The 23,073-nt window shown below is 68.1% G+C and carries 19 protein-coding genes; 13 read left to right on the plus strand and 6 right to left on the minus strand.

Annotated elements, in window-relative coordinates; all coding sequences use genetic code 11:
* Positions 1-558 precede the first annotated feature (558 nt).
* From WS46_RS08465 to WS46_RS35965, 3 genes are all read left to right on the plus strand, one after another.
* The gene (locus tag WS46_RS08465; RefSeq protein WP_059690116.1) at positions 559-1,815 is read left to right on the plus strand and encodes a porin; all 1,257 of its coding nucleotides are present in this window, start codon (positions 559-561) and stop codon (positions 1,813-1,815) included.
* Positions 1,816-2,146: 331 nt separating this feature from the next.
* Positions 2,147-2,638: a peptidoglycan-associated lipoprotein Pal gene (pal, locus tag WS46_RS08470; RefSeq protein WP_059690117.1), complete on the plus strand. Its 492-nt coding sequence runs from the start codon at positions 2,147-2,149 to the stop codon at positions 2,636-2,638.
* A 239-nt stretch (positions 2,639-2,877) separates the two neighbouring features.
* Entirely contained in the window at positions 2,878-3,048 is a 171-nt protein-coding gene (locus WS46_RS35965) for a hypothetical protein (protein WP_175906937.1), read from the plus strand.
* 92 nt (positions 3,049-3,140) lie between these two features.
* Here the strand turns inward: WS46_RS35965 and WS46_RS08475 are convergent, their stop codons facing one another.
* The 3 genes from WS46_RS08475 to WS46_RS08485 are packed head-to-tail and all read right to left on the minus strand — an operon-like array spanning position 3,141 to position 7,959.
* A complete protein-coding gene (locus WS46_RS08475; protein ID WP_059690118.1) occupies positions 3,141-4,403 on the minus strand; it encodes a cytochrome c in 1,263 nt (420 codons plus the stop codon).
* The gene (locus WS46_RS08480; protein ID WP_059690119.1) at positions 4,400-5,086 is read right to left on the minus strand and encodes a (2Fe-2S)-binding protein; all 687 of its coding nucleotides are present in this window, start codon (positions 5,084-5,086) and stop codon (positions 4,400-4,402) included. The genes WS46_RS08475 and WS46_RS08480 overlap by 4 nt, the downstream gene beginning before the upstream one ends.
* A complete protein-coding gene (locus WS46_RS08485; protein WP_059690120.1) occupies positions 5,083-7,959 on the minus strand; it encodes a xanthine dehydrogenase family protein molybdopterin-binding subunit in 2,877 nt (958 codons plus the stop codon). The genes WS46_RS08480 and WS46_RS08485 overlap by 4 nt, the downstream gene beginning before the upstream one ends.
* Positions 7,960-8,461: 502 nt before the next feature.
* Between WS46_RS08485 and WS46_RS08490 the strand changes: the two genes are divergently transcribed.
* The 10 genes from WS46_RS08490 to WS46_RS08540 all read left to right on the plus strand — a co-directional run bounded on the left by WS46_RS08490 (position 8,462) and on the right by WS46_RS08540 (position 19,475).
* Positions 8,462-10,012, plus strand: coding sequence for a diguanylate cyclase domain-containing protein (locus tag WS46_RS08490; RefSeq protein WP_059690121.1), 1,551 nt, complete (start codon positions 8,462-8,464; stop codon positions 10,010-10,012).
* 268 nt (positions 10,013-10,280) lie between these two features.
* On the plus strand, positions 10,281-10,556 hold the full coding sequence (locus tag WS46_RS08495; RefSeq protein WP_059525528.1) for a hypothetical protein: 276 nt from the start codon (positions 10,281-10,283) through the stop codon (positions 10,554-10,556).
* A 241-nt stretch (positions 10,557-10,797) separates the two neighbouring features.
* Positions 10,798-11,832: a succinylglutamate desuccinylase/aspartoacylase family protein gene (locus tag WS46_RS08500; protein WP_059690122.1), complete on the plus strand. Its 1,035-nt coding sequence runs from the start codon at positions 10,798-10,800 to the stop codon at positions 11,830-11,832.
* A gap of 130 nt (positions 11,833-11,962) precedes the next feature.
* The gene (locus WS46_RS08505) at positions 11,963-12,364 is read left to right on the plus strand and encodes a type II toxin-antitoxin system MqsA family antitoxin (protein WP_059690123.1); all 402 of its coding nucleotides are present in this window, start codon (positions 11,963-11,965) and stop codon (positions 12,362-12,364) included.
* A gap of 298 nt (positions 12,365-12,662) precedes the next feature.
* Complete coding sequence (locus WS46_RS08510) at positions 12,663-13,223, plus strand: GNAT family N-acetyltransferase (RefSeq protein ID WP_059525532.1); 561 nt, start codon at positions 12,663-12,665, stop codon at positions 13,221-13,223.
* 63 nt (positions 13,224-13,286) lie between these two features.
* A complete protein-coding gene (locus WS46_RS08515; protein WP_059525535.1) occupies positions 13,287-14,228 on the plus strand; it encodes an ABC transporter substrate-binding protein in 942 nt (313 codons plus the stop codon).
* Positions 14,229-14,266: 38 nt separating this feature from the next.
* Positions 14,267-15,316: an LLM class flavin-dependent oxidoreductase gene (locus tag WS46_RS08520; RefSeq protein ID WP_059690124.1), complete on the plus strand. Its 1,050-nt coding sequence runs from the start codon at positions 14,267-14,269 to the stop codon at positions 15,314-15,316.
* Between the two features lie 7 nt (positions 15,317-15,323).
* Entirely contained in the window at positions 15,324-16,682 is a 1,359-nt protein-coding gene (locus tag WS46_RS08525) for an LLM class flavin-dependent oxidoreductase (RefSeq protein WP_059690125.1), read from the plus strand.
* A 59-nt stretch (positions 16,683-16,741) separates the two neighbouring features.
* Positions 16,742-18,511: an amino acid ABC transporter permease/ATP-binding protein gene (locus tag WS46_RS36740; RefSeq protein WP_082725278.1), complete on the plus strand. Its 1,770-nt coding sequence runs from the start codon at positions 16,742-16,744 to the stop codon at positions 18,509-18,511.
* A 34-nt stretch (positions 18,512-18,545) separates the two neighbouring features.
* A complete protein-coding gene (locus tag WS46_RS08540; RefSeq protein WP_059690126.1) occupies positions 18,546-19,475 on the plus strand; it encodes an ABC transporter substrate-binding protein in 930 nt (309 codons plus the stop codon).
* Positions 19,476-19,591: 116 nt separating this feature from the next.
* Here WS46_RS08540 and tssJ read toward each other — a convergent pair whose 3' ends face one another.
* From tssJ to tssF, 3 genes are read right to left on the minus strand one after another with little or no spacing between them, the layout of a single operon-like run.
* Positions 19,592-20,119 (minus strand): type VI secretion system lipoprotein TssJ, encoded by a 528-nt coding sequence (gene tssJ, locus WS46_RS08545; protein WP_059690127.1) that lies wholly within the window; start codon positions 20,117-20,119, stop codon positions 19,592-19,594.
* A gap of 12 nt (positions 20,120-20,131) precedes the next feature.
* A complete protein-coding gene (tssG, locus tag WS46_RS08550; protein ID WP_059690232.1) occupies positions 20,132-21,253 on the minus strand; it encodes a type VI secretion system baseplate subunit TssG in 1,122 nt (373 codons plus the stop codon).
* Positions 21,250-23,064 (minus strand): type VI secretion system baseplate subunit TssF, encoded by a 1,815-nt coding sequence (gene tssF / locus WS46_RS08555; protein WP_059690128.1) that lies wholly within the window; start codon positions 23,062-23,064, stop codon positions 21,250-21,252. The genes tssG and tssF overlap by 4 nt, the downstream gene beginning before the upstream one ends.
* Positions 23,065-23,073: the final 9 nt, after the last annotated feature.

Here is a 23,073-nt window from a genome sequence, read left to right on the forward strand (position 1 = left end):
CTCCCGCGGCATGCGTGACGTGCCGGCACAGCGGCAGGCGGGCCACGCGCAATAGTCCATTGTGCAGAACGGCCGCGCGTGAAAAAGTCGCGCATTACGTAGTCGCCGGCCGGGTTGCGGCGGCACGGGAAGGCGCATGCTACGAACGCAATGAACCCGATGCGGCGATTCGGCCCTTGCCGTTTCGGGCGGAAAATTTTGCTGGTCGCCGCGCGCGACGTCAGAAATACATGCCGCCTCCCACCGGAAACGCGGTAACGCACGACCTTGCGCGATGCAACATCACGCGGCCGGCTCCTGAAAATGCCGACGCTCCCGCCGAACCGCCTCGTAAATGCCGAATCCTTCCGCACACGCGATGGTTCCATTTCGTGCCGATTCGACGAAAACACCCTGCGTCGAACCGCCGCGATTCCACGCGATTTCGCAGAGGACCTTTCCTGTGCAGCGCCTTAATCGACGGTCGCGCGATCTCCAATAATGGCCGCTCGATCCGTCGGCCGGCGCGCCGACGCGACCCACCGGCGATCGGGCCGGAGACCAACGATAAAAAATCCTATGCATTCCTATAAAACCATCCAGCCCGCCAACGCGCGCGTTGCCACGCCGCATGCCGTCCGTCGCGGCCGTCGTACCGGCGCGCTCCCGGGGACCGTGCTCGCCGCCTGCGCGGCCGGCCTGATTCCGTGCGTCGCGCACGCGCAGAGCAACGTGACGCTGTACGGCCTGATCGATACGTCGATCACCTACGCGACCAACCAGCGTACGCAAGGCGCCGGTTCGCCCGGCAGCGGCAGCGTCGGGCTGACGAGCGGCGCGTTGAACGCGTCGCGCTGGGGGCTGCGCGGCCGCGAGGATCTCGGCGGCGGGATGGCGGCGGTCTTCACGCTCGAGAACGGCTTCTCGGGCACGACGGGCAAGCTGTCGCAGAAAGGCGTCGACATGTTCGGCCGTCAGGCATGGCTTGGCATAAGCTCGCGCACGGCCGGCACGCTCACGTTCGGCCGCCAGTACGACCTGATCCTCGATTTCGTGACGCCGCTCGGCGCGTCGGGCCCGGGATGGGGCGGCAACCTCGCGGTGCATCCGTACGACAACGACGACTCGAACCGCAACCTGCGCATCAACCACGCGGTGAAGTACACGAGCCCGACGTATCGCGGGCTGACGTTCGGCGCGATGTTCGGATTCTCGAACACGGCCGGCGCGTTCTCGAACAACGCCGTGTGGAGCGCGGGGCTCGGGTATGCGAACGGGCCGCTGAAGCTCGGCGCCGGCTACCTGAAGATCAGCCGCGACCGCAATGCGCCAAATCCGGACGGCGCATTGAGCACGGTCGACGGCTCGGCGACGATAACGGGCGGCAACCAGCAGATCTGGGCCATGGCCGGCCGCTATGCGTTCGGCCCGCATTCGGTCGGCGCCGCGTGGTCGCACTCGGCCACCGACGGCGTGAGCGGCGTGCTTCAGGGCAGCGGCATCACCCCGCTGAAGGGCGAATCGCTCGTCTTCGACAACTTCTCGGTCGATGGCCGCTACTTCGTCACGACGGCATTCAGCGTGGCCGCCGCGTACACGTATACGATGGGCCGTTTCGACACGCGCACGGGCCAGACGCGCCCGAAATGGAACCACGTGGTCACGCAGGCCGACTACGCGTTCTCGAAACGCACGGACGCGTATCTCGAAGCCGTCTATCAAAGCGTGAGCGGCGGCAACGGCAATCCCGCGTTCAACGCGACCGTCTGGACGATGACGCCCTCAGCCAACAGCAACCAGCTGGTGGTCGCGCTCGGGTTGCGGCACAAGTTCTGATGCCCCGCGATGCGTGACACGCCCGCACCGGCATCGCACATCACGCATCGCCGCGCATGCCGCGGTTTCCGCGCAAGCAAGAATGCGTCCTGCGTCGTTCCCGTGTGAAAAATGAGAGAAACTGGTCACGCTGTGACATTTTTCCTAATCTAATTGCAGCGGCGCCGTGCTTCGGCGTTCCGGCCGAGACAATCTTTCATATGGCGCATCGCCGGCTTACGAAAGCGCATCGCGCACGGAAGCCGGCACTTTCGCGCCGTCTCGCCGGATGCGTGACGCGGCAGTTCGCGCGCACCACGCTTTCCTCGCAGTCAACCGCAGGAGACGCACGATGAGCAAAACGAACCGATTTGCGGTCATGGCAGCCTTCGCGCTGCTGGCGGGTTGTCACCACGCGGCGAAAACGCCCGAGAATGCGGAGATGGCGCCGGCGCCATCGAGCGAAGCGGTCGCGACGGTGGCGGCCGACGATCTCAACAATCCGAACAGCCCGCTCGCGAAGCGCAGCGTCTACTTCGATTTCGACCAGTACTCCGTGAAGCCGGAATACCAGACGCTGCTGCAGGCGCACGCCGACTACCTGCGCAGCCACCCGTCGCGCCGCGTGCTGATCCAGGGCAACACCGACGAACGCGGGACGTCCGAATACAACCTCGCGCTTGGCCAACGCCGGTCGCAAGCGGTGATGGGCGCGCTGGAAACGCTGGGCGTGCAGGCTTCGCAACTCGAAGCGGTCAGCCTCGGCAAGGAAAAACCCGTCGCGCTCGGTCACGACGAGGATTCGTGGGCGCAGAACCGCCGCGCCGATCTCGTCTATCGTTGACCGGATGCCGCCGCGACGGCGGCATTCCGGCTACGCATCCCGTGACGTAGCGAATCTGCGGGGGGCGCGCCGCGCCCCGGCGGCGTGCGCGTGCGAACGCGTGCGCCGCTCCGTTTCGCCCTGTGCCGAACGCAAAAAGCATGGAATAAACCGCCCGCCGGAAACGTTTCGTCATCGCGCGGTCGCCGGTTCACGCGAACCGCCCTGCCGCGCGGCCTTCTCGGCGAAAGGAGAGTGAAATGAGTTCCGCAAGATTGGCCGCGGCGCTGCTCGCGGCGCTGATGCTGGTGCTGTCGGCCGGATGTACGTCGTCGGGTGGCGGCATGTCGCAAGGCCCCGGCATGAGCCGGTATGGCGGCGCGGGCGGCAGCGGAGGTGGCGGTGGCGGCGGAGGGGGCGGCGGCTACTGAAGCGCCGCCGGAAAGGCTCGAGCGGGGCGTCACGCACGCGCGCAGCCGGAAGCCGGCCGCCTCGCGCGCGACGCCCCGCTTCGTCGCACGACTTACCGACGCATGGCCTTCACGTCGGCCGGCGTGACGCTCGCGGGCTGGCCGCCCCACGTCGCGCGCAGGTAATTCGCGAGCTGTGCGAGTTCGTCGTCGCTCAGCGTGTGCGCGAAACCAGGCATCGGCTGGAGGTTCTCGAAGCCGGCGAACTTCTGCTCGTCGATGCCGTCGAGCATCGCGACCAGCAGGTTGCGCGCATCGCCCTGACGCAGCGTCGAATTGCCGTTCATCGGCACCGCCACGTGCGGCTTGCCTTCGCCGTCGAAACCGTGACAGCCCGCGCACACCGCGAGATACACCGAGCGGCCGGCCGCGAGCTGCGCGGCATCGGCCGACACCGGCTTCACCGGCTGCGGCGCCGGCGGCGTATCGCCGAGCAGGTACACGGACAGCGCGCGCAGATCGTCCTTCGTCATGTACTGCGTGCTCAGATGCGCGACCGGATACATTTCGCCGAACGCCGAGCCTTGCGGCGCGATGCCGACGCCGAAGAACGTCTGCAGGTCGGTGCCCGTCCAGCCGCGCGCGGCAAGGCCGGCCGGCGTGATGTCCGGCGCGGCCACGCGGCCGAGCGCGGCGCCCGCGAACGGCTTCGCGCCGTCGAGCTGCCCCGTGAACGCACGCGGCGTGTGGCATTCCGCGCAGTGGCCGAGCGCGCCCGCCAGATAGCGGCCGCGCTGCCAGTCGGCGGACCGGCCGGTCGATGCGTCGGGCAGGCTGTCCTTCAGGAACACCATGTCCCAGAACACCATGCCGAAGCGCAGGTTGTACGGAAACTTGAGTTCGTGCGCGCGGTTTTCCTGCGCGACCGGCTTCACCGTCTTCAGGTAAGCGTACATCGCGTCGGTATCGGCGCGCGTGAGCTGCCGGTACGACGTGTATGGCATCGACGGATACAGACGCTTGCCCGGCGCCTTGCCGTCGTGCAGCGCGGCGTAGAAGTCGTCCGCGCTCCAGCCGCCGATCCCGTGATCCTTGTCGGGCGTGATGTTCGAACCGTAGAACGTGCCGAACGGCGATTCGAGCGGCGCACCGCCGGCGAACGGCGCGCCGTCCTTCGCGGTGTGGCACGCCGCGCAGTCCGCGGCCTTCACGAGATAGCGGCCGCGCGCGATCTGGTCGGCGCCGGGCGCGCCGGAAGCCGCGTTCGAAGCCGGCGCGTCATGGCCGCCGCAGGCGGCGAGCAGCAGCGCGCAGGCGGCCGCGAGTGCGGGCAGGCCCGCGGCCCGCGCGGCACGATGGGCGAATATGCGTTTCATGCGGCGTCCTTCACGAGTCCCGGCGTCGTCAAAATCACGTCCTTCACGGCTTCGTAGTAGCGGACATAACCGGTGCAGCGGCAGATGTGCGCGTTCAGCGCGTCGGTGATCGTGCGCTCGACGTCGGCCTTCGCGACCGGCTCGCGCTTCAGGCGTTCGATCAGCACCGTCGCCGCGTTGACGAAGCCCGGCGTGCAGTAGCCGCACTGGAAGCTGAAGTGCTCGAGGAACTTCTGCTGGATCGGCGACAGCTCCACCACTTCGCCGGCTTCGTTGCGCTTCGCGTGGCCTTCGATCGTGCGGATCGAACGGCCGTGGAAGAAGTGCGCGCCGGTGATGCACGTGCGCATTTCCTCGCTCGTGCCGTCCGGCTTGTCGACGATCACGACGCACGCGTGGCAGATGCCCTGCCCGCAGCCGAGCCGCGAACCGGTGAGGCCCGCATACTCGTGCAGGAACTCGATCATCATCAGCCCTTCGGGCACCTGCATCGGGCCGACGGACTTGCCGTTGATGTTCACCGACAGCGGTTTCTGCCGAAAGCGGACGAGCGGACGCTCGACGGCGGCCGGTGCGGCAGCGGGCGCCGATGCCGGGGCGGCCGAAGCCGCATTCGGCGCGGATGCGCCGGTCGCGGCCGCGCTGGCGCTCGCGGCCGACGCGGTGGTTTGGGCGGTCGTCATGCGAGCACCTCCTGAATCTTTTGCGGGGTCACCGGCAAGTCGGTGAAACGATGGCCGATCGCGTGCGCGATGCCGTTCACGATCGCGCCGACGACGGGAATCATCACCACCTCGGCGACACCCTTCGGCGGATCGGTCTCGGACAGCGGCGGCAGGATGTCGCCCGTCTGCGACCACACGGCGACGTCGGTCGCGCGCGGCAGCTGGTAGCGGTTGAAGTTCCACGTGCCGTTGCCGGGGCCGTCTTCGTAAAGCGGCAGGTATTCGTGCAGCGCATGGCCGATGCCCATCGCGAGGCCGCCCTGCAACTGGCCCGACACGAGTTGCGGCGAGATCTGGTTGCCGCACTCCATGATCGAGTGATGCGTGAGCAGCTCGACCTTGCCGGTCGCTTCGTGCACGGCCAGCTCGACGAGCGTGCCCACCGCCGTGTAGTACGTGACGGCCGCGTTGTTGCGGCTCGTCGGCGGGATGAACACGCGTTTGCGGTCCAGCACGCGATAGCCGTTCGCGGTCGGCGCCAGCGTGCCGTGCATCGCGGTGGCGCCGGCCGGCGCGGCGGTGCCCGGCATCGGGCCGTCGTCGCCGGTCTTCGGCGCGCCGACCCGCAGCGACAACCCGTCGATCGGCAGACGATCGACCGCGCCGCCCACGTCGAACTCCGCGTCGGTCCATTGCCAGCGGTTGAACACGTGCACGACGGCGCCGGTCGGCAGGCCGAGCGCATGCGCCTGCTTCGCGAGCTGCTCGAACGTCAGCGGCTCGAGGCCGTCGGCGGTCAGCTTGCCGTCGACCCAGCGCGCGTCCTCGATGCGGATCGTGTACGGCGCGGCCTGGCCGCCGCCGAGACCGCGCGTCCAGATCGACATCGCGGCCGGCCACAGCCCGTAGCGGAACACCGCGCGCGCGGCTTCGCGCGTGCTGTGCGTGAAGTAGTACGCGGAGTTCGTCGCGCTCGACGGCGACGCATAGCCCGGCGACCAGCGCGGATTCGCGCTCAGCCGGTCCTGGTCGGCCTGCGACATCAGGTACGGATCGCCGCTCGTCTCGACCGGCAGATCGGGCCATTCGGTCACGGCAACACGCACCTCGGTCGCCGGGCGGCCGAGCCACTTCGCGACCGCGACGGCCTGCGACGTCGACATCCCCGTGCCGATCTCGGCCGCCGTGTGATGCAGCGACACCTTGCCGTTCTCGTCGAATTCGACCTTCGCGAACGATGCCTCGGCACCCGTGCCGAAATCCTTCTGCACGCACGCGAAGCCGACGCCGTAGCGCTTGCCCGGGTTCGTCGCCTCGAATTCGGCCTTGCGCGCCGCACGGCGCGTCCACAGCGGATGCTGCCTCGCGCGCTCCAGCACTTCGTCGACGCGCAGCGCGCCGGCGGGAATCGCGCCCTGCGTGTTCTTCATCCCCGAACGCAGCGCGTTGCGCAGGCGGAACTCGATCGGATCGAGGTTCAGTTGCGCGGCGATCTCGTCGACCGCCATCTCGGTCGCGGCCATGCTCTGCAGCGTGCCGTAGCCGCGCGCGGAGCCGGCGTCGATCGCGCGCGACGCAATCGCGACCGCAGCCAGGTCGCTCTTCGGGAAGTAGTAGATCGATTGCGCGGCCGTCGCGCCGACCATCGCCACGGACGGCGAGAAGTTCGAGCGCCCGCCGCCGTTCGCCTCGAAGTCGCCCTTGAACGACTGCATGAGACCCGTGTTGCGATCGACCGCGATCCGGTAATGCATCTTGAACGCGTGGCGCTTCAGCGACGTCTGGAACTGCTCGTAGCGGTCGTTCGCGAACCGCACCGGGCGGCCGTCCGCGTACAGCGCGCAGACGAGGCCGTAGAACGGCACGTTGCAGTGATCCTTCGAGCCGTAGCCGACCGTGTAGCACGGATGCACGAACAGCTTCTTCACCGGGAAGCGGCATTTCGCGACCATCGCGGCCGCGTTCTCCGCCACTTCGAGCGGCGACTGGGTCGGCACGACGAGGTGCATCGACTGCGTCGCGGCGTCGTACCAGCAGTTCGCGTTGTCGGGTTCGAGCGCGGCGGTATCGACCGACTGCGTGCTGTACTCGCGATCGAACACGAGCCAGTCGGCCGACGGACGATCGAGCTCGGCGGCGATCCGGCCGGCCAGGAACATCCCCTGCTCGTCGAGCCTGCCGTGCTCCTTGCCGTCCGGCCAGACCGGCAGGTGCTTGCGCATCATGCTCGGGAAGATCGGCGCGTCCTTCAGGCTCGAATAGACATCGTCGTCGTAAGCCGTCTTGCCGCCCACCCGCACGTAGCGGAACGTGCCCCACGGATCGCGCTCGAGCGGGCCCGTGACCGCGCCGTAGCGGATCACGTCGTCGCGGAACTTGAGCGCGTTCTTCGCGAAGCGGAAGCGCGCGAAGTCGTGATAGATGAGGATCGCGACCGCATGGCCGAGATACGCGGGGGTCTTGCCGGCCGGCAACAGCATGTCGTCGCCGTAGAACGTCGGGAACGCGACGCCGTCGCGTGCGAGATCGTCGGCCGTGACCACGCGGTCCGGCTTCAGTTCGTCGCCGAGCAGCGACAGGTCGAAGCCCTCGTAGATGCGGTCGGCCTGCGTGGCGCGGAGGATCAGCGCGTGCGACTGCTGCTGCGGCCAGTGCGGCATGTCGGCTGCGCGCACGTCACGGGCGAACACTTTCGAGCCCGTGACCTTCGCGATGCCGTCGATGCGGAATTGGGGGATGCCGGTGACGCTATCCCATTTGACGGGGGTGAGGAGATTTTCTTCGAAGAGCGCCGCGAACGCGCGGCTGCCGATGGGCGCGACGTAGACCGCGACGCCCGCCAGCACGCTGGCTTTCAGAAAACCCCGCCGTGACAGGCCGTGGTTTTTCATGTGGGGGGGAACCTCCTGATGCGGCTCGGACGGCGATCGGGTGTCGCGGCGTTCGGAGCGGCGCGCATTCTGGCATTGTTTTCGATATATCGCCTATAGTATTTCCCGCATGAATTACTTATTGAATTTCTTATAACGAGATTCAGACGGGCTGCGGCGTCCGGTCGCGGGCGACATACGGGCGCGATTGGGCGGTGTCACGGCGGGCGCATCGATCGCCGCGCGCTGATCGCCGCCATGGGCGAGCCATGTGCGGCGCGCTGAAACCGGTCCGCGAGCGGTCGCCCGAGATCGTCCCGCGGGCAACGACGCCTGCCCCCGCGTCGGCGAATGCGCAAGGCGCGCGTCGGCGTGGTTGACGACGACTCGCCGGCGCCCCCGCACGACACGCGCGGCCGACGTTTCATGGTAATGTCGTGCGCATCCGGCTCGCCGGTCACTCCGCCACGTGCCGTGCGGGGCGGCCGGCAATGCGCCGCATCGTGTCGAGGTCAAAATAGCCATGGCAGTCAAGGCAAGCCTCCTGAATGCCGTTCTCGCCACTCCCCCCTGCGGCAATCACCGCGTGACGGCCGCGCTGCGCCCGTCGATGCTCGTCACGCTGTTCGAGGACGTGCGCCCGATGGCGCTGTCCGGCCTCGCCAGCGCGTTCGTCGCGGCGATCGCGCTGATCCGGCTGCAACAACTCTGGTGTTTCGTGTGGCTCGTCGTCGACGTCGGCCTGCTCGCCGCGCGGCTCGCGATCGCGCGCGCGTATGCCGTGCGCCGTGCCGCCGGCGACGATCGCGCCGAATACTGGGCGCTGCGCTATGCGCCCGTGTCGCTCGCCGCGTGCTTCGTGCTCGGCCTCGGCGTGATGGGCTGCGTGGAGGCGCCCGACGCCGAGCTCGGCACGCTGTCGGTGATGGTCGCGGGCGGCGTGTTCGGCGGAATCGCGTCGCGCAATTCGGCGCTGCCCCGGCTCGCGATGACCCAGGTCACGCTCGGCGTCCTGCCGATCGGCCTCGGCGCGGTGCTGGTCGACCGGCCCGGCGCCTGGCTGCTGCTGCCGCCGCTCGCGATCTATCTCGCGGCCATGCGCACGGTCGTCCAGCGTCATTACCGCGTGCTGGTCGCGCTGATCGCCGCGCGCCAGCGCAACGCCGAGCTCGTCGCGCGCTTCGACGCCGCCCTCACCTACATGCCGCACGGCCTGTGCATGATCGACGGCGAGAGCCGCGTGATCGTCGCGAACCGCCGCACCGCGCAATTGTTCGGCTCGCCGCGCGAGATCATGCTCGACACACCGCTGCCCGACGTCGTCGCGGCGCTCGCCGCGAACGCGGTGACCGATTCCGACGGCGCAGGTCTCGCCGCGCAATGCGACGTCTGGCTGAACCATGACGAACCGGTGCCGCTCGACATCACGCTCGCCGACGGCCGACAGCTGGAACTGACGCGCCATCGCGTGCCGGACGGCAACGCGGTGATCATCGTCGAGGACGTCACCACGCGCCGCCGCAGCGAGCAGCACATCCGGCACCTCGCGCGACACGACGCGCTGACGGGTTTGCCGAACCGCCACGAACTGCATGCGCAACTCAAGCGGATGCTCGCGCACCGGCCGCGCCTGCCGAGCGCCACGCTCGCCGTCATGTATCTCGACCTCGACGGCTTCAAGGCAATCAACGACCGGTTCGGCCACCAGGCCGGCGATGAAGTGCTCACGCAGGTCGCCGAGCGGCTCGGCAAGACGCTGCCGCCCGGCGAGCTGGCGGCGCGGATTGGCGGCGACGAGTTCGTCGTCGCGCTCGACGCCACCACGATGCACGCCTGCTCGCTCCTCGCCGCGCGGATCATCCGGCAGATCTCGGCGCCGTACACGTTGTCGATCGGCGAGACCGTCAGCTTCGGGATCAGCATCGGCATCGCGCTCGACGACGGGCACGGCTCCCCCGACGAACTGATCCGCCAGGCCGACAGCGCGCTGTACGACGCGAAGTCGGCCGGCAAGGGAATCTACCGCTTCTATTCGGCCGGAAGCAGCCGCGTGACGCCCGCGACCACGAGCTGAGCGCGCGCCGTTCGCGTTGACGCCGGCGGCCTCCGCGCGTCCCTTCGCTTCCCGCGATTCATTCCCGAAACGCTTCGCGTGACTCCGCGCATACGCGCAGGTGTTCCGCCGCGCGCGCCCGTGTCACGTGACGTGTTCCGTAACATCGGCCCGCGCCGCGCGTCACGTTGGCCGCAGAAGCCCGCACGATCGGGGCGGCGCGCGGTATTTCATCGCTGGCACCCTTATTGCTCCTTGACTGGGAAACAGGATGTCAGGGAGCCCAAACATGAATACCGTCGAAGTCCTCAGCCATGCGGAAGCGAGCGATCAACTGGACGTGATCGACGGCGCCTCGCTGATCCGACGGCTCGTTTCCGAGCACCGCGCGCCCGCCGCGCGCGAAGCCGCGTGCGTCGACAATCCGCCGCTGACGCTGTACGGCGCATATCGCCAGGGCGTCACCGATCACGCGGCGCGACGCGCGAATCCGTATCGCGCCGGCAGCCGTTTCTGGGCGCTGTGGGAAGAAGGCCGTATCGAAGCTGAAACCTCCGGTCGCTGACGCGATCGCGCGCGCCGGCCCCGTCGAGACAAGGGGCCGACGCGCCGCACGGCACGTGCGGGCGGCCGCGCGCCGGCATGCGTTTCAGCGCTGCAACGTCGCGTGCGGCTGCTCGTGTTGCGTATGTCGCGGGTTCGCACGCGGGCCGGTTGACGGCGTCCGGCATTGCCCGCACCGCGCACGCCGCGCGGCGGTCGTTTCCCGATAAGATGGCAGATTCCGTTCATCGAACGATGCCGCCATGACCGCCTCCTCCTCCCACCGAAATCCCATCCATTGCGAAATCGATCTCGATGCGCAAGGCAAGCATGCGGGCTATCTGCGCCTGCCGCATTCCGTGCATCGCTCCGCATACGGCTGGCTGCCGATCCCGATCGCGTCGATCCGCAACGGCGACGGCCCGGTCGTGCTCGTGATGGCCGGCAATCACGGCGACGAATACGAAGGCCAGATCATCGTGTCGCAGCTGATGCGCGAGATCGATCCGGAGATGGTCAGCGGGCAGTTGATCCTGCTGCCGATGGCGAACTTCCCCGCGGCCGACGCCGGCTTGCGCGTGTCGCCGCTCGACGAGGGCAACCTGAATCGCAGCTTCCCCGGCGACCCGGCCGGCACGCCGACGCAGATGATCGCGCATTACATCGAGCATGCGCTGCTGTCGCGCGCGCAGTATCTGGTCGACCTGCATTCGGGCGGCAGCTCGCTGCTGTACCAGGGCGGCAACATGCTCGCGATCGACCCGCTCGACGACGACGAGGCCGCGAAGCTCAACGGCCTGCTGGTCGCGTTCGGGCTGCCGAACGCGCTGCTGCACGCGCCGAACCCGGTGCACTCGGCATCGGCCGCGCGCCGGCAGGGGGCGATCTCGATCGTGACCGAACTCGGCGGGGCGGGCATGGCCGATCCGGCGCTGATACGGCTCGGCCGCCACGGGCTGCTGCACTACCTCGGCTACATCGGCCTGCTGCGCGGCGCGCTCGTGCCCGACGCGCCGCCGACCGTCACGCGCTTCCTGCGTGTCGACGGCGATCGTCACTTCGTCTACGCGTACGAGCGCGGGCTGTACGAACCGCTCGTCGAACTCGGCGACCAGGTGAAGGCCGGCCAGCCGGCCGCGTGGGTGCACTTCCCCGATACGCCGCTGCGCGAACCGGTGCTGCACCGCTTCAACGGCGACGGCGAAGTGGTGTGCAAGCGCGTGCCCGCGCAGGTGCGGCGCGGCGATTGCCTGTTTCAGCTGGCGGAGGCGTCGACGCCGCCGCGCGTTCGCCGATAGGCCGAGTTACTCCCCGAACCTTTTCCGTGCAGTCTGCCGAGGATGGCGGACCGCATGCGCGCGCCATTAACCAACTTGACAAATTAACTCTTTTGGTTAAGATCGCCGACGAAAAGAAGGAGCGTTGAACATGAAGTGTCCTGCGTGCGGTGGCGCGAAACTCGTCCGCGATACACGAGACACCCCCTACACATACAAGGGTCACTCGACCGTCGTTCGCGACGTAACCGGCGACTTCTGTCCGGCCTGCGGCGAGTCGGTGCTGGACATGGACGAGGCAACCCGGCTGGGTGACGCGATCGGCGAGTTCAACAAGCAAGTAAATTCGACCATCGTCGACCCGAAGTTCATCGCGAAGGTGCGCAAGAAGCTGATGCTGGATCAACGCGAGGCGGCCGAGATATTCGGTGGCGGCGTCAATGCTTTCTCGCGCTACGAAACCGGCAAGACGAACCCGCCGCTTGCCCTCGTGAAGTTGCTCAAGATTCTGGATCGTCATCCGGATCTGCTCGCGGAAGTACGCGCAGCCTAGCCATACGCCCCTCCGGCATTGCGCATGCGACGAACATTCGACGCGTGCGCCCCCCACCCCACTCCCCCTGCAAGCCTTCTGACGCTCCCCGCGAAATCCTTATCGAAATTGCTTCGTTCGTCTTTGCCGGCCGCGCCGCTAACGTGTTCGAAACGGCGGCGGCACGCCGGATGCAACGCAGGAAGCACCGCGGCCGCCGTCATCACGACAACCGCGTCGCGATAACGGAGCAGACCGGACGGGCCGCGTGGCAGGCCCCCGCCAGGAACGTCCGCATCGCGCGCCCTTCGCGATGCCCATGGCCACGAACGACCGCCTCATCGACACGACACCGCTCGACGTCCGCGCCCAGCCGCTGGTCGACGCGCTGATCGACGAATACGCGACGCGCTACGACGCGTATCGCCCCGACAGCCGCGCGTCCGCACGCGACGAACTCGCGCGCTACCCGGCCGAGCTGTTCGCGCCGCCCGAAGGCGCGTTCGTGCTGCTGCTGCGCGACGGAGAAACGATCGGCGGCGGCGCATTCAAGCGCTACGACGCGCAGACCGCCGAACTCAAACGCATCTGGACCCGCGCGGACCTGCGCCGCCAGGGGCTCGCGCGCCTGATCGTCGATGCGCTCGAACTGCGCGCCGCGCAGCAGGGCTATCGACGCGTGTACCTGACCACCGGCTTTCGCCAGCCCGAAGCGTGGGCGCTGTACGACCGCACCGGCTATACGCGGCTGTTCGATTCGTCGATCGATCCGGAAGCGTATTTCCACCTGCGCTTCGGCAAGGATCTCGCCGATCCGTCGCGCACGTCGACGCTCGCCGACCTGTGGGCGCCGCTTCCCGAAGCCGTGCTGCCGCGCTGAACGCCCCGCGCCCCCCGATTCCGCTCTTCCGTTCCCCAAGACACGAAACGACAGGACCCATCCATGCAACGAGCCGTACCCTTCACGCCGCGTGCGCTCCGCACGCTGGCCGCCGCGCTGATCGGCGTGACCGCGATCGCCGCGGCCGCCGCGACCTTCGACCTCAGCCCCGAGCAACGTGGCCGCCCGCGCGGTGCGGCCGATGCGGCCGTCGAGCGCGCGGTGCCCGCGTCGTTCAGGTTCGCCGAAGCCGGCACGCTGACGATCGGCGTCGCGCCGAGCCTGCCGCCGATCAGCTCGTATGCGACCGACGCGCGCACGGTGATCGGCTTCGACGCGGACGTCGGCCAGCTCGTGTCCGACAGCCTCGGCCGCAAGCTGAAGATCGTCCCGCTCGCATGGGCCGACTGGCCGCTCGCGCTCGAATCGGGGAAAGTCGACGCGGTGATTTCGAACGTCACCGTCACCGAGGAGCGCAAGCAGAAGTTCGATTTCTCGACCTACCGCAAGGACCAGGTCGGCTTCTACGTGCGCAACGACAGCAAGATCCAGTCGATCCGCGAGCCGAAGGACGTCGCGGGGCTGCGCATCGTCACCGATGCCGGCACCAACCAGGAAAAGATCCTGCTCGCGTGGGATCGCGAGAACGTCGCGCACGGCCTGAAGCCCGTGCAGGTCCAGTACTACGACGATCAGGCGATGCGGATCGTCGCCGTGCAGTCGGGCCGCGCCGATGCCGTGTTCAGCGTGAACTCGGTGCTCGCCTACCAGAGCGCGCAGCAGGGCAAGACGCGCCTCGTCGGCGCGATCAGCGGCGGCTGGCCGCGCACGGCCGACATCGCGATCGCGACGCGCCGCGGCAGCGGGCTCGCCGAGCCGCTGACGGTCGCGCTGAACGGGCTGATCCGGAACGGCCGCTATCAGCAGATCCTCGACCGCTGGAACCTCGCCTCCGAAGCGATCGACCAGTCGCGCACGAATCCGCCGGGCTTGCCGAAGAGCTGAGCGCTGCCCGTCCACGCCCTCGCAGGAACGCCGACACCATGTCTTATTCGCTTTCATTGCTGGACAAAAGCCCGATCGCCGACGGCGCGACCGCCGCCGACGCGCTGCGCTTCACGACGACCCTCGCGCGGCGCGCGGAACAGCTCGGCTACGAGCGCTTCTGGGTCGCCGAGCATCACGGCGCGCCGGGCTTCGCGAGCTCCGCGCCCGAGATCGTCGTCGCGCACCTGCTCGCGCACACGTCGCGCATTCGCGTCGGTTCGGGCGGCGTGATGCTGCAGCACTACAGCCCGTTCAAGGTCGCCGAGTCGTTCAAGCTGCTCGCCGCGCTCGGGCCGGGCCGCGTCGATCTCGGCATCGGCAAGGCGCCCGGTGGATTGCCGCTGACCACGCGCGCGCTGCAGTGGTTTCACGACAAGGCGAAGAAGCCCGACTTCGCGGGCCAGCTCGCGGAACTCGACGCGTTCCTCGGCTGGGGCGTCGCCGAGGATCATCCGCTCGCCGGCGCGGTCGCGATGCCGATGCCGCCGCACGCGCCCGAACGCATCCTGCTCGGCGGCTCGCCCGACAGCGGCGCGCTCGCCGCCCGCCACGGCTGGCGCTTCTGCTACGCGGGACACTTCAACGGCGACGACGCGAACCTCGAACGCTCGCTGGCCGCGTACCGCGACGCGGGCGGCACACGCCCGATCGTCGCGCTGTACGCCGTCGCCGCGCCGACCCGCGACGAAGCCGAGCAACTGATCGGGCCGCTGAAGATCTTCAAGCTGCAATTCGCCGGCGGCCAGAGCTTCAATCTGGCGAGCGCGCAGGCCGCCGCCGAATTCGCGCGGCAGAGCGGCGCGTCCGACTACCGGATCGACGAACTGCGCCCGACCGTGCTGGCCGATACGCCCGAACGCGTGCACCGCGCGCTCGACGCGCTGAGCCGGCGGCTCGACGTCGATGCATTCGTGATCGACTCGCCGGTAACCGACTACGCGGCACGGCTCGCGTCGGCCGAATGGCTCGGCGGCGCGCAGTCGATCACGCCCGTGCAGGCGGCCCTCGCCGCCGAACGTTTCCCTTCCCCCGACCAGAACGCGTGACGCTCCCATGACGACCCGACGATCGATTCCCTTCGGCCTGATGCTGCAAGGCGCAGGCAGCCACATGAACGCGTGGCGGCATCCGAGCAACCCGCCGGACGCGAGCATCAACCTCGACTTCGCGATCGGCATCGCGCGCAAGGCGGAAGCCGCCGGCATCGCGTTCGCGTTCGTCGCGGACGGCCTCTACATCAACGAGAAGTCGATCCCGCACTTCCTGAACCGCTTCGAGCCGCTCACCGTGCTGTCGGCGCTCGCGGTCGCGACGAAGAAGATCGGCCTCGCGGGCACGATCTCGACGTCGTACAGCGAGCCGTTCACGGTCGCGCGCCAGCTCGCGTCGCTCGACGCGATCAGCGGCGGGCGCGCGGGCTGGAACGTCGTCACGACGCCGCTCGAAGGCACCGCGAAGAATTTCGGCAAGGCGCATCCCGATCACGAACTGCGCTACGAAATCGCCGACGAATACCTCGACGTCGTGCAGGGGCTGTGGGACAGCTGGGACGACGACGCGTTCGTGCGCGATCGCGCGAGCGGGCGCTTCTTCGATCGCGACAAGCTCCATACGCTCGATCATCACGGCCGCTTCTTCCACGTTGCCGGCCCGCTGAACATCCAGCGCTCGCCGCAGGGGCAGCCGGTGATCTTCCAGGCCGGCTCGTCCGACACCGGCATCGGGCTCGCGGGGAAGTACGCGGACGCCGTGTTCACGCATTCGCCGTCGCTCGACGAAACGGCCGCGTTCACGCGGCGCGTGAAGCAAAGCGCGGTCGAGCACGGGCGGCAGCCGGGCGACGTGAAGATCTTCCCCGGCGTCGGGCCGATCGTCGGCCGCACGGCCGCCGAGGCCGAAGACAAGTACCAGGCGATCCGCGACCTGCTGACGATCGACGCGGCGCTCGCGTATCTCGGCCGCTATTTCGATCACCACGATTTCACGCAGTACGCGCTCGACGCACCGTTCCCCGAACTCGGCGATATCGGCCGCAACAGCTTCCGCTCGACCACCGACCGGATCAAGGCCGACGCGAAGCGCAAGCACCTCACGCTGCGCGAGACGGCACTCGCCGTCGCGACGCCGCGCCCGAACTTCATCGGCACGGCCGAGCACGTCGCCGACGAGCTGATCCGCTGGCACGACGCCGGAGCCGGCGATGGCTTCATCCTCGGCTTCCCGGTGCAGGCCCAGGGCGTCGACGACTTCGTCGAACTCGTGATTCCGGTGCTCGAGGCGCGCGGCCGCTACCGCCGCGACCTGCCGGGCAGCACGCTGCGCGACCACCTCGGCCTGCCGCGCAAGGCGAGCCGCCATGCGGCGCCCGGCGCGGTGCGCAAACAGGGCGACGCGGCCGAAGCGCACGCCTGACGCCTGCGCGCCGCCTCGCGCGGCGCATCCGGCCAACCCGATCGAGGACCCTCACCGACATGAGCGACACGACCCATCTCGGCGGCGCACTGCCGCCGCTCACTTCCGCCCCCGCCCGCGACGCCGGCACGCGCCCGCGCATCGTGCCGGCCCGGCACAGGTCGCGCACGGTCGGCACCGTGCTCGCGCTCGTGCTGATCGCGCTCGCGCTGCATTCGATTCTCGGCAACCCGCAATGGGGCTGGCCGGTGTTCGCCGAATGGTTCCTGTCGCCGCCGGTGCTGTCCGGGCTCGCGCGCACGCTGGTGCTGACGCTGCTCGGCGCGGTGTTCGGCTTCGCGCTCGGCGCGCTCGTCGCGCTGGCCCGGCTGTCGCGCTCGCGCCTGCTCGCCGCGAGCGCGTGGACGTTCGTCTGGTTGTTCCGCTCGATTCCGCTGATCGTGCTGCTGCTGATCCTGAACAATCTCGGCTACCTGTACGAACACGTGCGGCTCGGTGTGCCGTTCACCGACATCGTGTGGTTCGACACGCCGACCACCGACCTGATCAGCCCGTTCCTCGCGGCCGTGCTCGGCCTCACGCTGAACCACGCGGCGTTTTCCGCGGAAGTGATTCGCGGCGGCATTCTCGCGGTCGACCAGGGGCAGCTCGAAGCGGCCGCCGCGCTCGGCCTGCCGCGCGGCCGCCAGACCACGCGCATCGTGTTGCCGCAGGCGATGCGCGCGATCCTGCCGACCGCGTTCAACGACCTGATCACGCTCGCGAAAGGCACGTCGATGGTCTACGTGCTCGCGATGCCCGAACTGTTCTACACGGTGCAGGTGATCTATCGCCGCAATCTGGAAGTGATTCCGCTGCTGATGGTCGCGACCGTCTGGTACCTGATCATCCTGACCGTGCTGTCCGCGATCCAGGTGCAGGTCGAGCGCCACTATGCGCGCGGTGCGCTGCGCAATCCGCCGCCGTCGGCGCTGACGTTCGTGCTGGCGCGCATCGGTGCGCTGCGGCGGCGTGCGGCAACGGCCGATGCGACGTTTCAGGGCAACGCTGACGCGCCAGTGCCGCGCACCGGCGGCGAGGTCGCCGTGCACAACGTGTCGAAGCAGTTCGGCATGCAGCGCGTGCTCGACAACGTGTCGTTCGTCGCGCCGCGCGGCAGCGTGACGGTGATCGTCGGGCCGTCCGGCTCGGGCAAGTCGACGCTGCTGCGCACGATCAACCATCTCGAACGCGTCGACGACGGCTTCATCGACATCGACGGCGAGCTGATCGGCTATCGGCGCGACGGCGACGTGCTGCACGAGCTGAAGGAGCGCGACGTGCTGAAGCGGCGCACGGCGGTCGGAATGGTGTTCCAGAACTTCAACCTGTTTCCGCATCTGACGGTGCTCGAGAACCTGGTCGAAGCGCCGGTCGCCGTCGGCGGCGTCACGCGCGAGGCCGCCGAGCGCACCGCGCGCACGCTGCTCGCGCGCGTCGGCCTCGCGGACAAGGCCGATGCCTACCCGCGCCAGCTGTCCGGCGGCCAGCAGCAGCGCGTCGCGATTGCGCGGGCGCTCGCGTTGCGCCCGAAGGTGCTGCTGTTCGACGAGCCGACGTCGGCGCTCGATCCCGAACTGGTCAACGAAGTGCTCGACGTGATCAAGGAACTGGCGCGCTCGGGCACCACGCTCGTGATCGTCACGCACGAGATCGGCTTCGCGCGCGAAGTCGCGGACAACGTGCTGTTCATGGAGCGCGGCCGCATCGTCGAGTCGGGCCCGCCCGCCGTCGTGCTCGACGCGCCGGCCCATCCGCGCACGCGCGCGTTCCTGTCGCGGGTGCTCTGATGCACGCCGCTCACGACTTCCGAGGCACCCGACGATGATCGACCGACGCCAGTTCATGACCGCCGCGCTCGCGGCCGCCGCCGGCCTCCGGTGGCACGCGGCCGACGCGGCCGCGACCGCCGATCTCGATCCGCGCCAGGCCGGCCGAATCCGCGCGTCGCGCGACGATGCGGCGATTCGCGCGGCCGGCAACTACCGCTGGGTACGCGACGGCGCGTTCACGGTCGCGATTTCGCCGCACGCACCGCCGGTGTCGACCTATGCGACCGACGCGCGCACGGTCGTGGGCGCCGATCCCGACTATGCGCAGCTCGTCGCGGACGCGCTCGGCCGCACGCTGGTGCTGGTGCCGATCGCGTGGGCCGACTGGCCGCTCGGGCTCACGTCGGGCAAGTACGACGCCGTGATCTCGAACGTCGGCGTGACCGAGAAGCGCAAGGAGAAATACGATTTCACGACCTATCGGCTCGGGCTGCACGGCTTCTACGTGCGCACCGCGAGCCCGATCGCGAAGATTGCCGAGCCGAAGGACGTCGCGGGCCTGCGCGTCATCACGGGTGCGGGCACGAGCCAGGAGCGCATCCTCCTCGAATGGAGCCGACGCAACGTCGCGCAAGGGCTGAAGGCGACCGAACTGCTCTATTTCGACGACGATGCGGCAGCCCGCGTCGCGTTGCTGTCGGGCCGCGCCGACGCCGAGCTGAACCCGAATGCGTCGCTGGCTTACGAGGCCGCGCGCGACGGCAGGATTCGTCGGGTCGGCGTCGTCAACGCGGGCTGGCCGGCGAATGCGGATGTCGCGATCGCGACGCGTCGCGGCAGCGGGCTCGCGCCGGCGCTGACGCTCGCGACGAACGCGCTGATCAGCAACGGCCGCTACGGGCAGGCGCTGGCGCGCTGGGGGTTGCAGAGCGAGGCGGTCGCGCGCGCGGAGACGAATCCGCCGGGGTTGCCGTCGTTTTGACGGTGCGGCGTCATGGCGGGCACGCCATGCGGTGCCGAACCTGTCACGGACAACGTTGCGCCACGGCCAGTTTCACGTCCGTCGTCGCCACCTGATTGCCGTTCACATGCAATTGATCACCGGGATGCATTCTCAGATGCCCCGGCAGAAAGCAGAAGCTGATCGACCAGTTCGAGCTTCAACGGCTTGTCTGCGTCGAGCTTCTTCTTCTCGATCACGACCTTCCAGTCATCGCCGCTTCCAGGGTTGCGGTAGAACGCAACGATCGCGACATACTTGGTCTCGACCTGCATCGGCTGCGAGAGGCTCGCGGCCGCGCCCGGATTCAGGACCGTCGCCATGTTTGCCTGCAGATCCTGCACAAGCATTGTCCGATCGTTCTTCAGCAGGTCGTTGTAGGACGCGCCATCGAACATCTTGCGGTCCTTCAATTGATACACGCGCACCGCAACCGACGTCGGGCGGCCGGCGTCGTCCGGATTCAACGCCTCGCGTGCCGACAAATCGATGTTGAGCACCTTGACCTGCTTGAAGAAGACAGTGCGGTAGGCGCTCGACGAGGCATCGGAGACGGTTTGCCATACGCCGCATGCCGACAGCAGCAGAACGGATGCAAGGGTCGAAACGGCGAAGCGGATAGTCATGGTCTTCTCTGGTCAAACATGTTGTGTCAGGTGTGGATTGGTCCCGGGCGCAGGAAACGCTTCATAGACGCCGAGCGCGATGTTGATCACGCGCTCTTCGTCGGCGGGCAGCACGGTCGTCCAGCCGAGGCGCGGCGCCTGATCGGCATGTGCCGGACCGATCGTCGGTTGCGGCGCATGACGTGACGACAATTGCATGCGCAGGTGCACGTCGGCCTTGACGCCGACATACAACTGCACGAACGCCATCAACTCACGATGCAGCCACGCGCCAGGCAGGAGATCGCGGGCCTGCTGCGCATCCGCTGGCCGCAGCGTCACACGCACCGCGCGACTGCGATAGGCCATCCGTTTGCCCAGCACGTAGCCGCCCCCGAGGCCCCAGCGCCTGCCCTCTTCCGATGAACCGGCAAACTGGCCGGCCGACGTCAGCGGCTGCGCTTGTCCGACGCGCATAGCCACTGGAAAGAACTCGTCGACGCGCACCTCGATACCGGGTACGGCCAGTGCGATGACGCCGGTCAGACCTTCGGGCGTGCGCGTGTGCTGGATCAGCAGCCCCAGCAGCGCGAGCAATCGCGAATCCGGCAGGCCGGCGCGCCGCGGCTTGTCGCCCCACCCGAAGCCGGCCAGGCACAGCAGGTTGCGCGAATGCGCGTCGCTGCCGCCGGGGCGGAAGCTTTCCGGGTAGCGGTATTTCTTCCACGCGCGGTACAGCAGCGTGACGTAGCGGTGATTGAACTGGTCAAGAAACGCTTCGACGACCTCATGCCCCTCCTCGCGCAACACGATCTCGTCGATCATGTGCGGCGGCATCGCCGCGTCGACACCATACAGGCCCATGAACGTCGTGCGTACGGTCGGCGGCGCATCGGGACGCTCGTCGTCAAACTCTACCGCCGAGATTTCTCCCGCCGGAAAGCCGACGCGCGGCCGCGGCCGGAAGCGCACGCGCTCATGCTCGGCCGTGTCCTGCGTGCCCAAGCCCGGCAAGTCAGGCACCCGCACCTCGAGCAGCCTGCAAAGCTGCATGAAGTTCATGCGTGGCGCGCGGGCCAGCAGCGACGCGACCAGCGGCTCGAGATTCGGCAACGCGTCCCCCAAGGGGACTTCCTGCGGGGCGTGCGGCTTCATAGCGGCGCCCGTTGCGCCTTGCTGCGCGGCCACACGGTCCGGGCCTGCGACGGCAGGCTGATGATCGACAGCTTCGTGAACAGGTTGATCTCCGCGTATTGTGCAAAGAAGCGATGCAGCAACTCGCCGAACAGCATCACGTCACCCTCGCCCGCGAACGCATGCGAATCGAGCGTCACCTCGATCAGTACGCCGCGCTCGACCGAGCCGCCGGTTACTTCCTCGAGCAATTCCTGCGAAACCCACAGAATGCCCGCCAGCCGCCGGCGGTTCAGCTCATCGTCGGTCCAGTCATACAGCGCGAGCGCCCCGCGCAGCACTTCCGCGTTCATCATCGACAGAAAATTCGGCGCAAGATGCGACAGCACGCGCCACTGGAAGCGGTCCTCCGTCGGCGGATACAGCGGCAGCGTCGGCGACACGAGATTGCGCACGCCCGCGACGTTCGGCGTGCTGGCCGCGAGCTCGTTGAGACTGGCTTCACGCAGCCCCTTGCGCGGCAACAGGCCATTCGTTCCCGTCACGCGCAGCGACAGGCTTTCTTCCAGCAGCGTGTCCATCGTCTCCCACGCGTGTCCGCCGAGAATCACCCAGGTTTCATGCAGCCCCGACACCCCCGGTCGCACGCGCGTATGGAAATAGCGCTCCGGCGCCTCGTGTCGCAGCATGCCGCCGCGGTGCCGGAACGTCGCGAACGGCACATATTCGTAGCGTTCGGCCGAGTCGTGATCGAACGTCGCGATCGCGTCGACCGAATAGGTTTCGACGTGCTCGCCTTGATGGCCGGCCGGCACCACGCGATATTCAGTTTCGTGATGGTCGATCTCGATCGGCTCCGCGTCCAGCTCGAACAGGTTGATCACGGGCGAGCAGAACAGTCGCACGTTCTCCGCGGTGAAGCGCTGGTCCGACGGATAGGCATGCGTCAGTACGATCTCCAGCTCGAAGCGGGTCGAACTTTCGGGCAGCTTCGCGATGTCCAGTCCGCACAGGTCGACGAACAGAAATTTCTCGCGGAACGTGAAGTATTCGAGCAGCATCTGATAGCCGGAAAAGGCCGCATCGGCCTTGGGCCACAACCGCTCTTCGGCCGAGAAACCGGCCGGCTCGATCGTCACGCCGGCGAGCGGCACCGCTTCGCCGTCGCGGACTTCCGGAATGCGCCACTGGATCGCATCGACCTGCCGCGTGAGCGCGAGATGCATCGCGAACGCGGTCGGCAGATCCGCATTCAGGTGCAGGCGCAGCCGCGACAAATCCGTTTCCTTGCGAAGTGCCGAGCCGTCCAGCGCAAAGCCAAGCCGGATCACCGACCGTCCGTCGTAACGGACGAACGGTCCGGCGTGCGTAATGGCGACCGGCTGTAGCGCGACAGCCTGCGTGGTTCGGTACAGGCACTGCACGGTTCTCGGTACCGTGCCCTCGGCACCGGGTGCAGGCGGCACGGCAATCGGCGCGGCACGCACCGGCACGCCGGCCGGCACCACCTCGGTCTTCTGAAGCTTTTCCGCGAGCGGGATCAGTTCGACCACCGACAGCGACGGAATCATCCGCAGATAATGCGGCCAGAGCAGGCTCACGAGCCCTTCGGTGAGTTCCGGCAGTTCGTCGTCGAGCTTCTGCCGAAGCCGGCCGGTCAGGAATGCAAAGCCTTCGAAAAGCCGCTCGACATAGGGGTCGCGATCGCCGACGCGATCGAGGTTGAGCAGGCGTGCGCGATCGGGATGTGCCTTCGCGAATTCCTTGCCGGACTCGCGCAGATAGCGCATTTCCGCTTCGTAGTAGCGCAGGATCGGGTCGTCGTTTTGCATTGATCTTCG

The sequence above is a fragment of the Burkholderia sp. RF4-BP95 genome (assembly GCF_001521985.1).
In the GTDB taxonomy this organism is placed as follows: Bacteria; Pseudomonadota; Gammaproteobacteria; order Burkholderiales; family Burkholderiaceae; genus Burkholderia; species Burkholderia diffusa.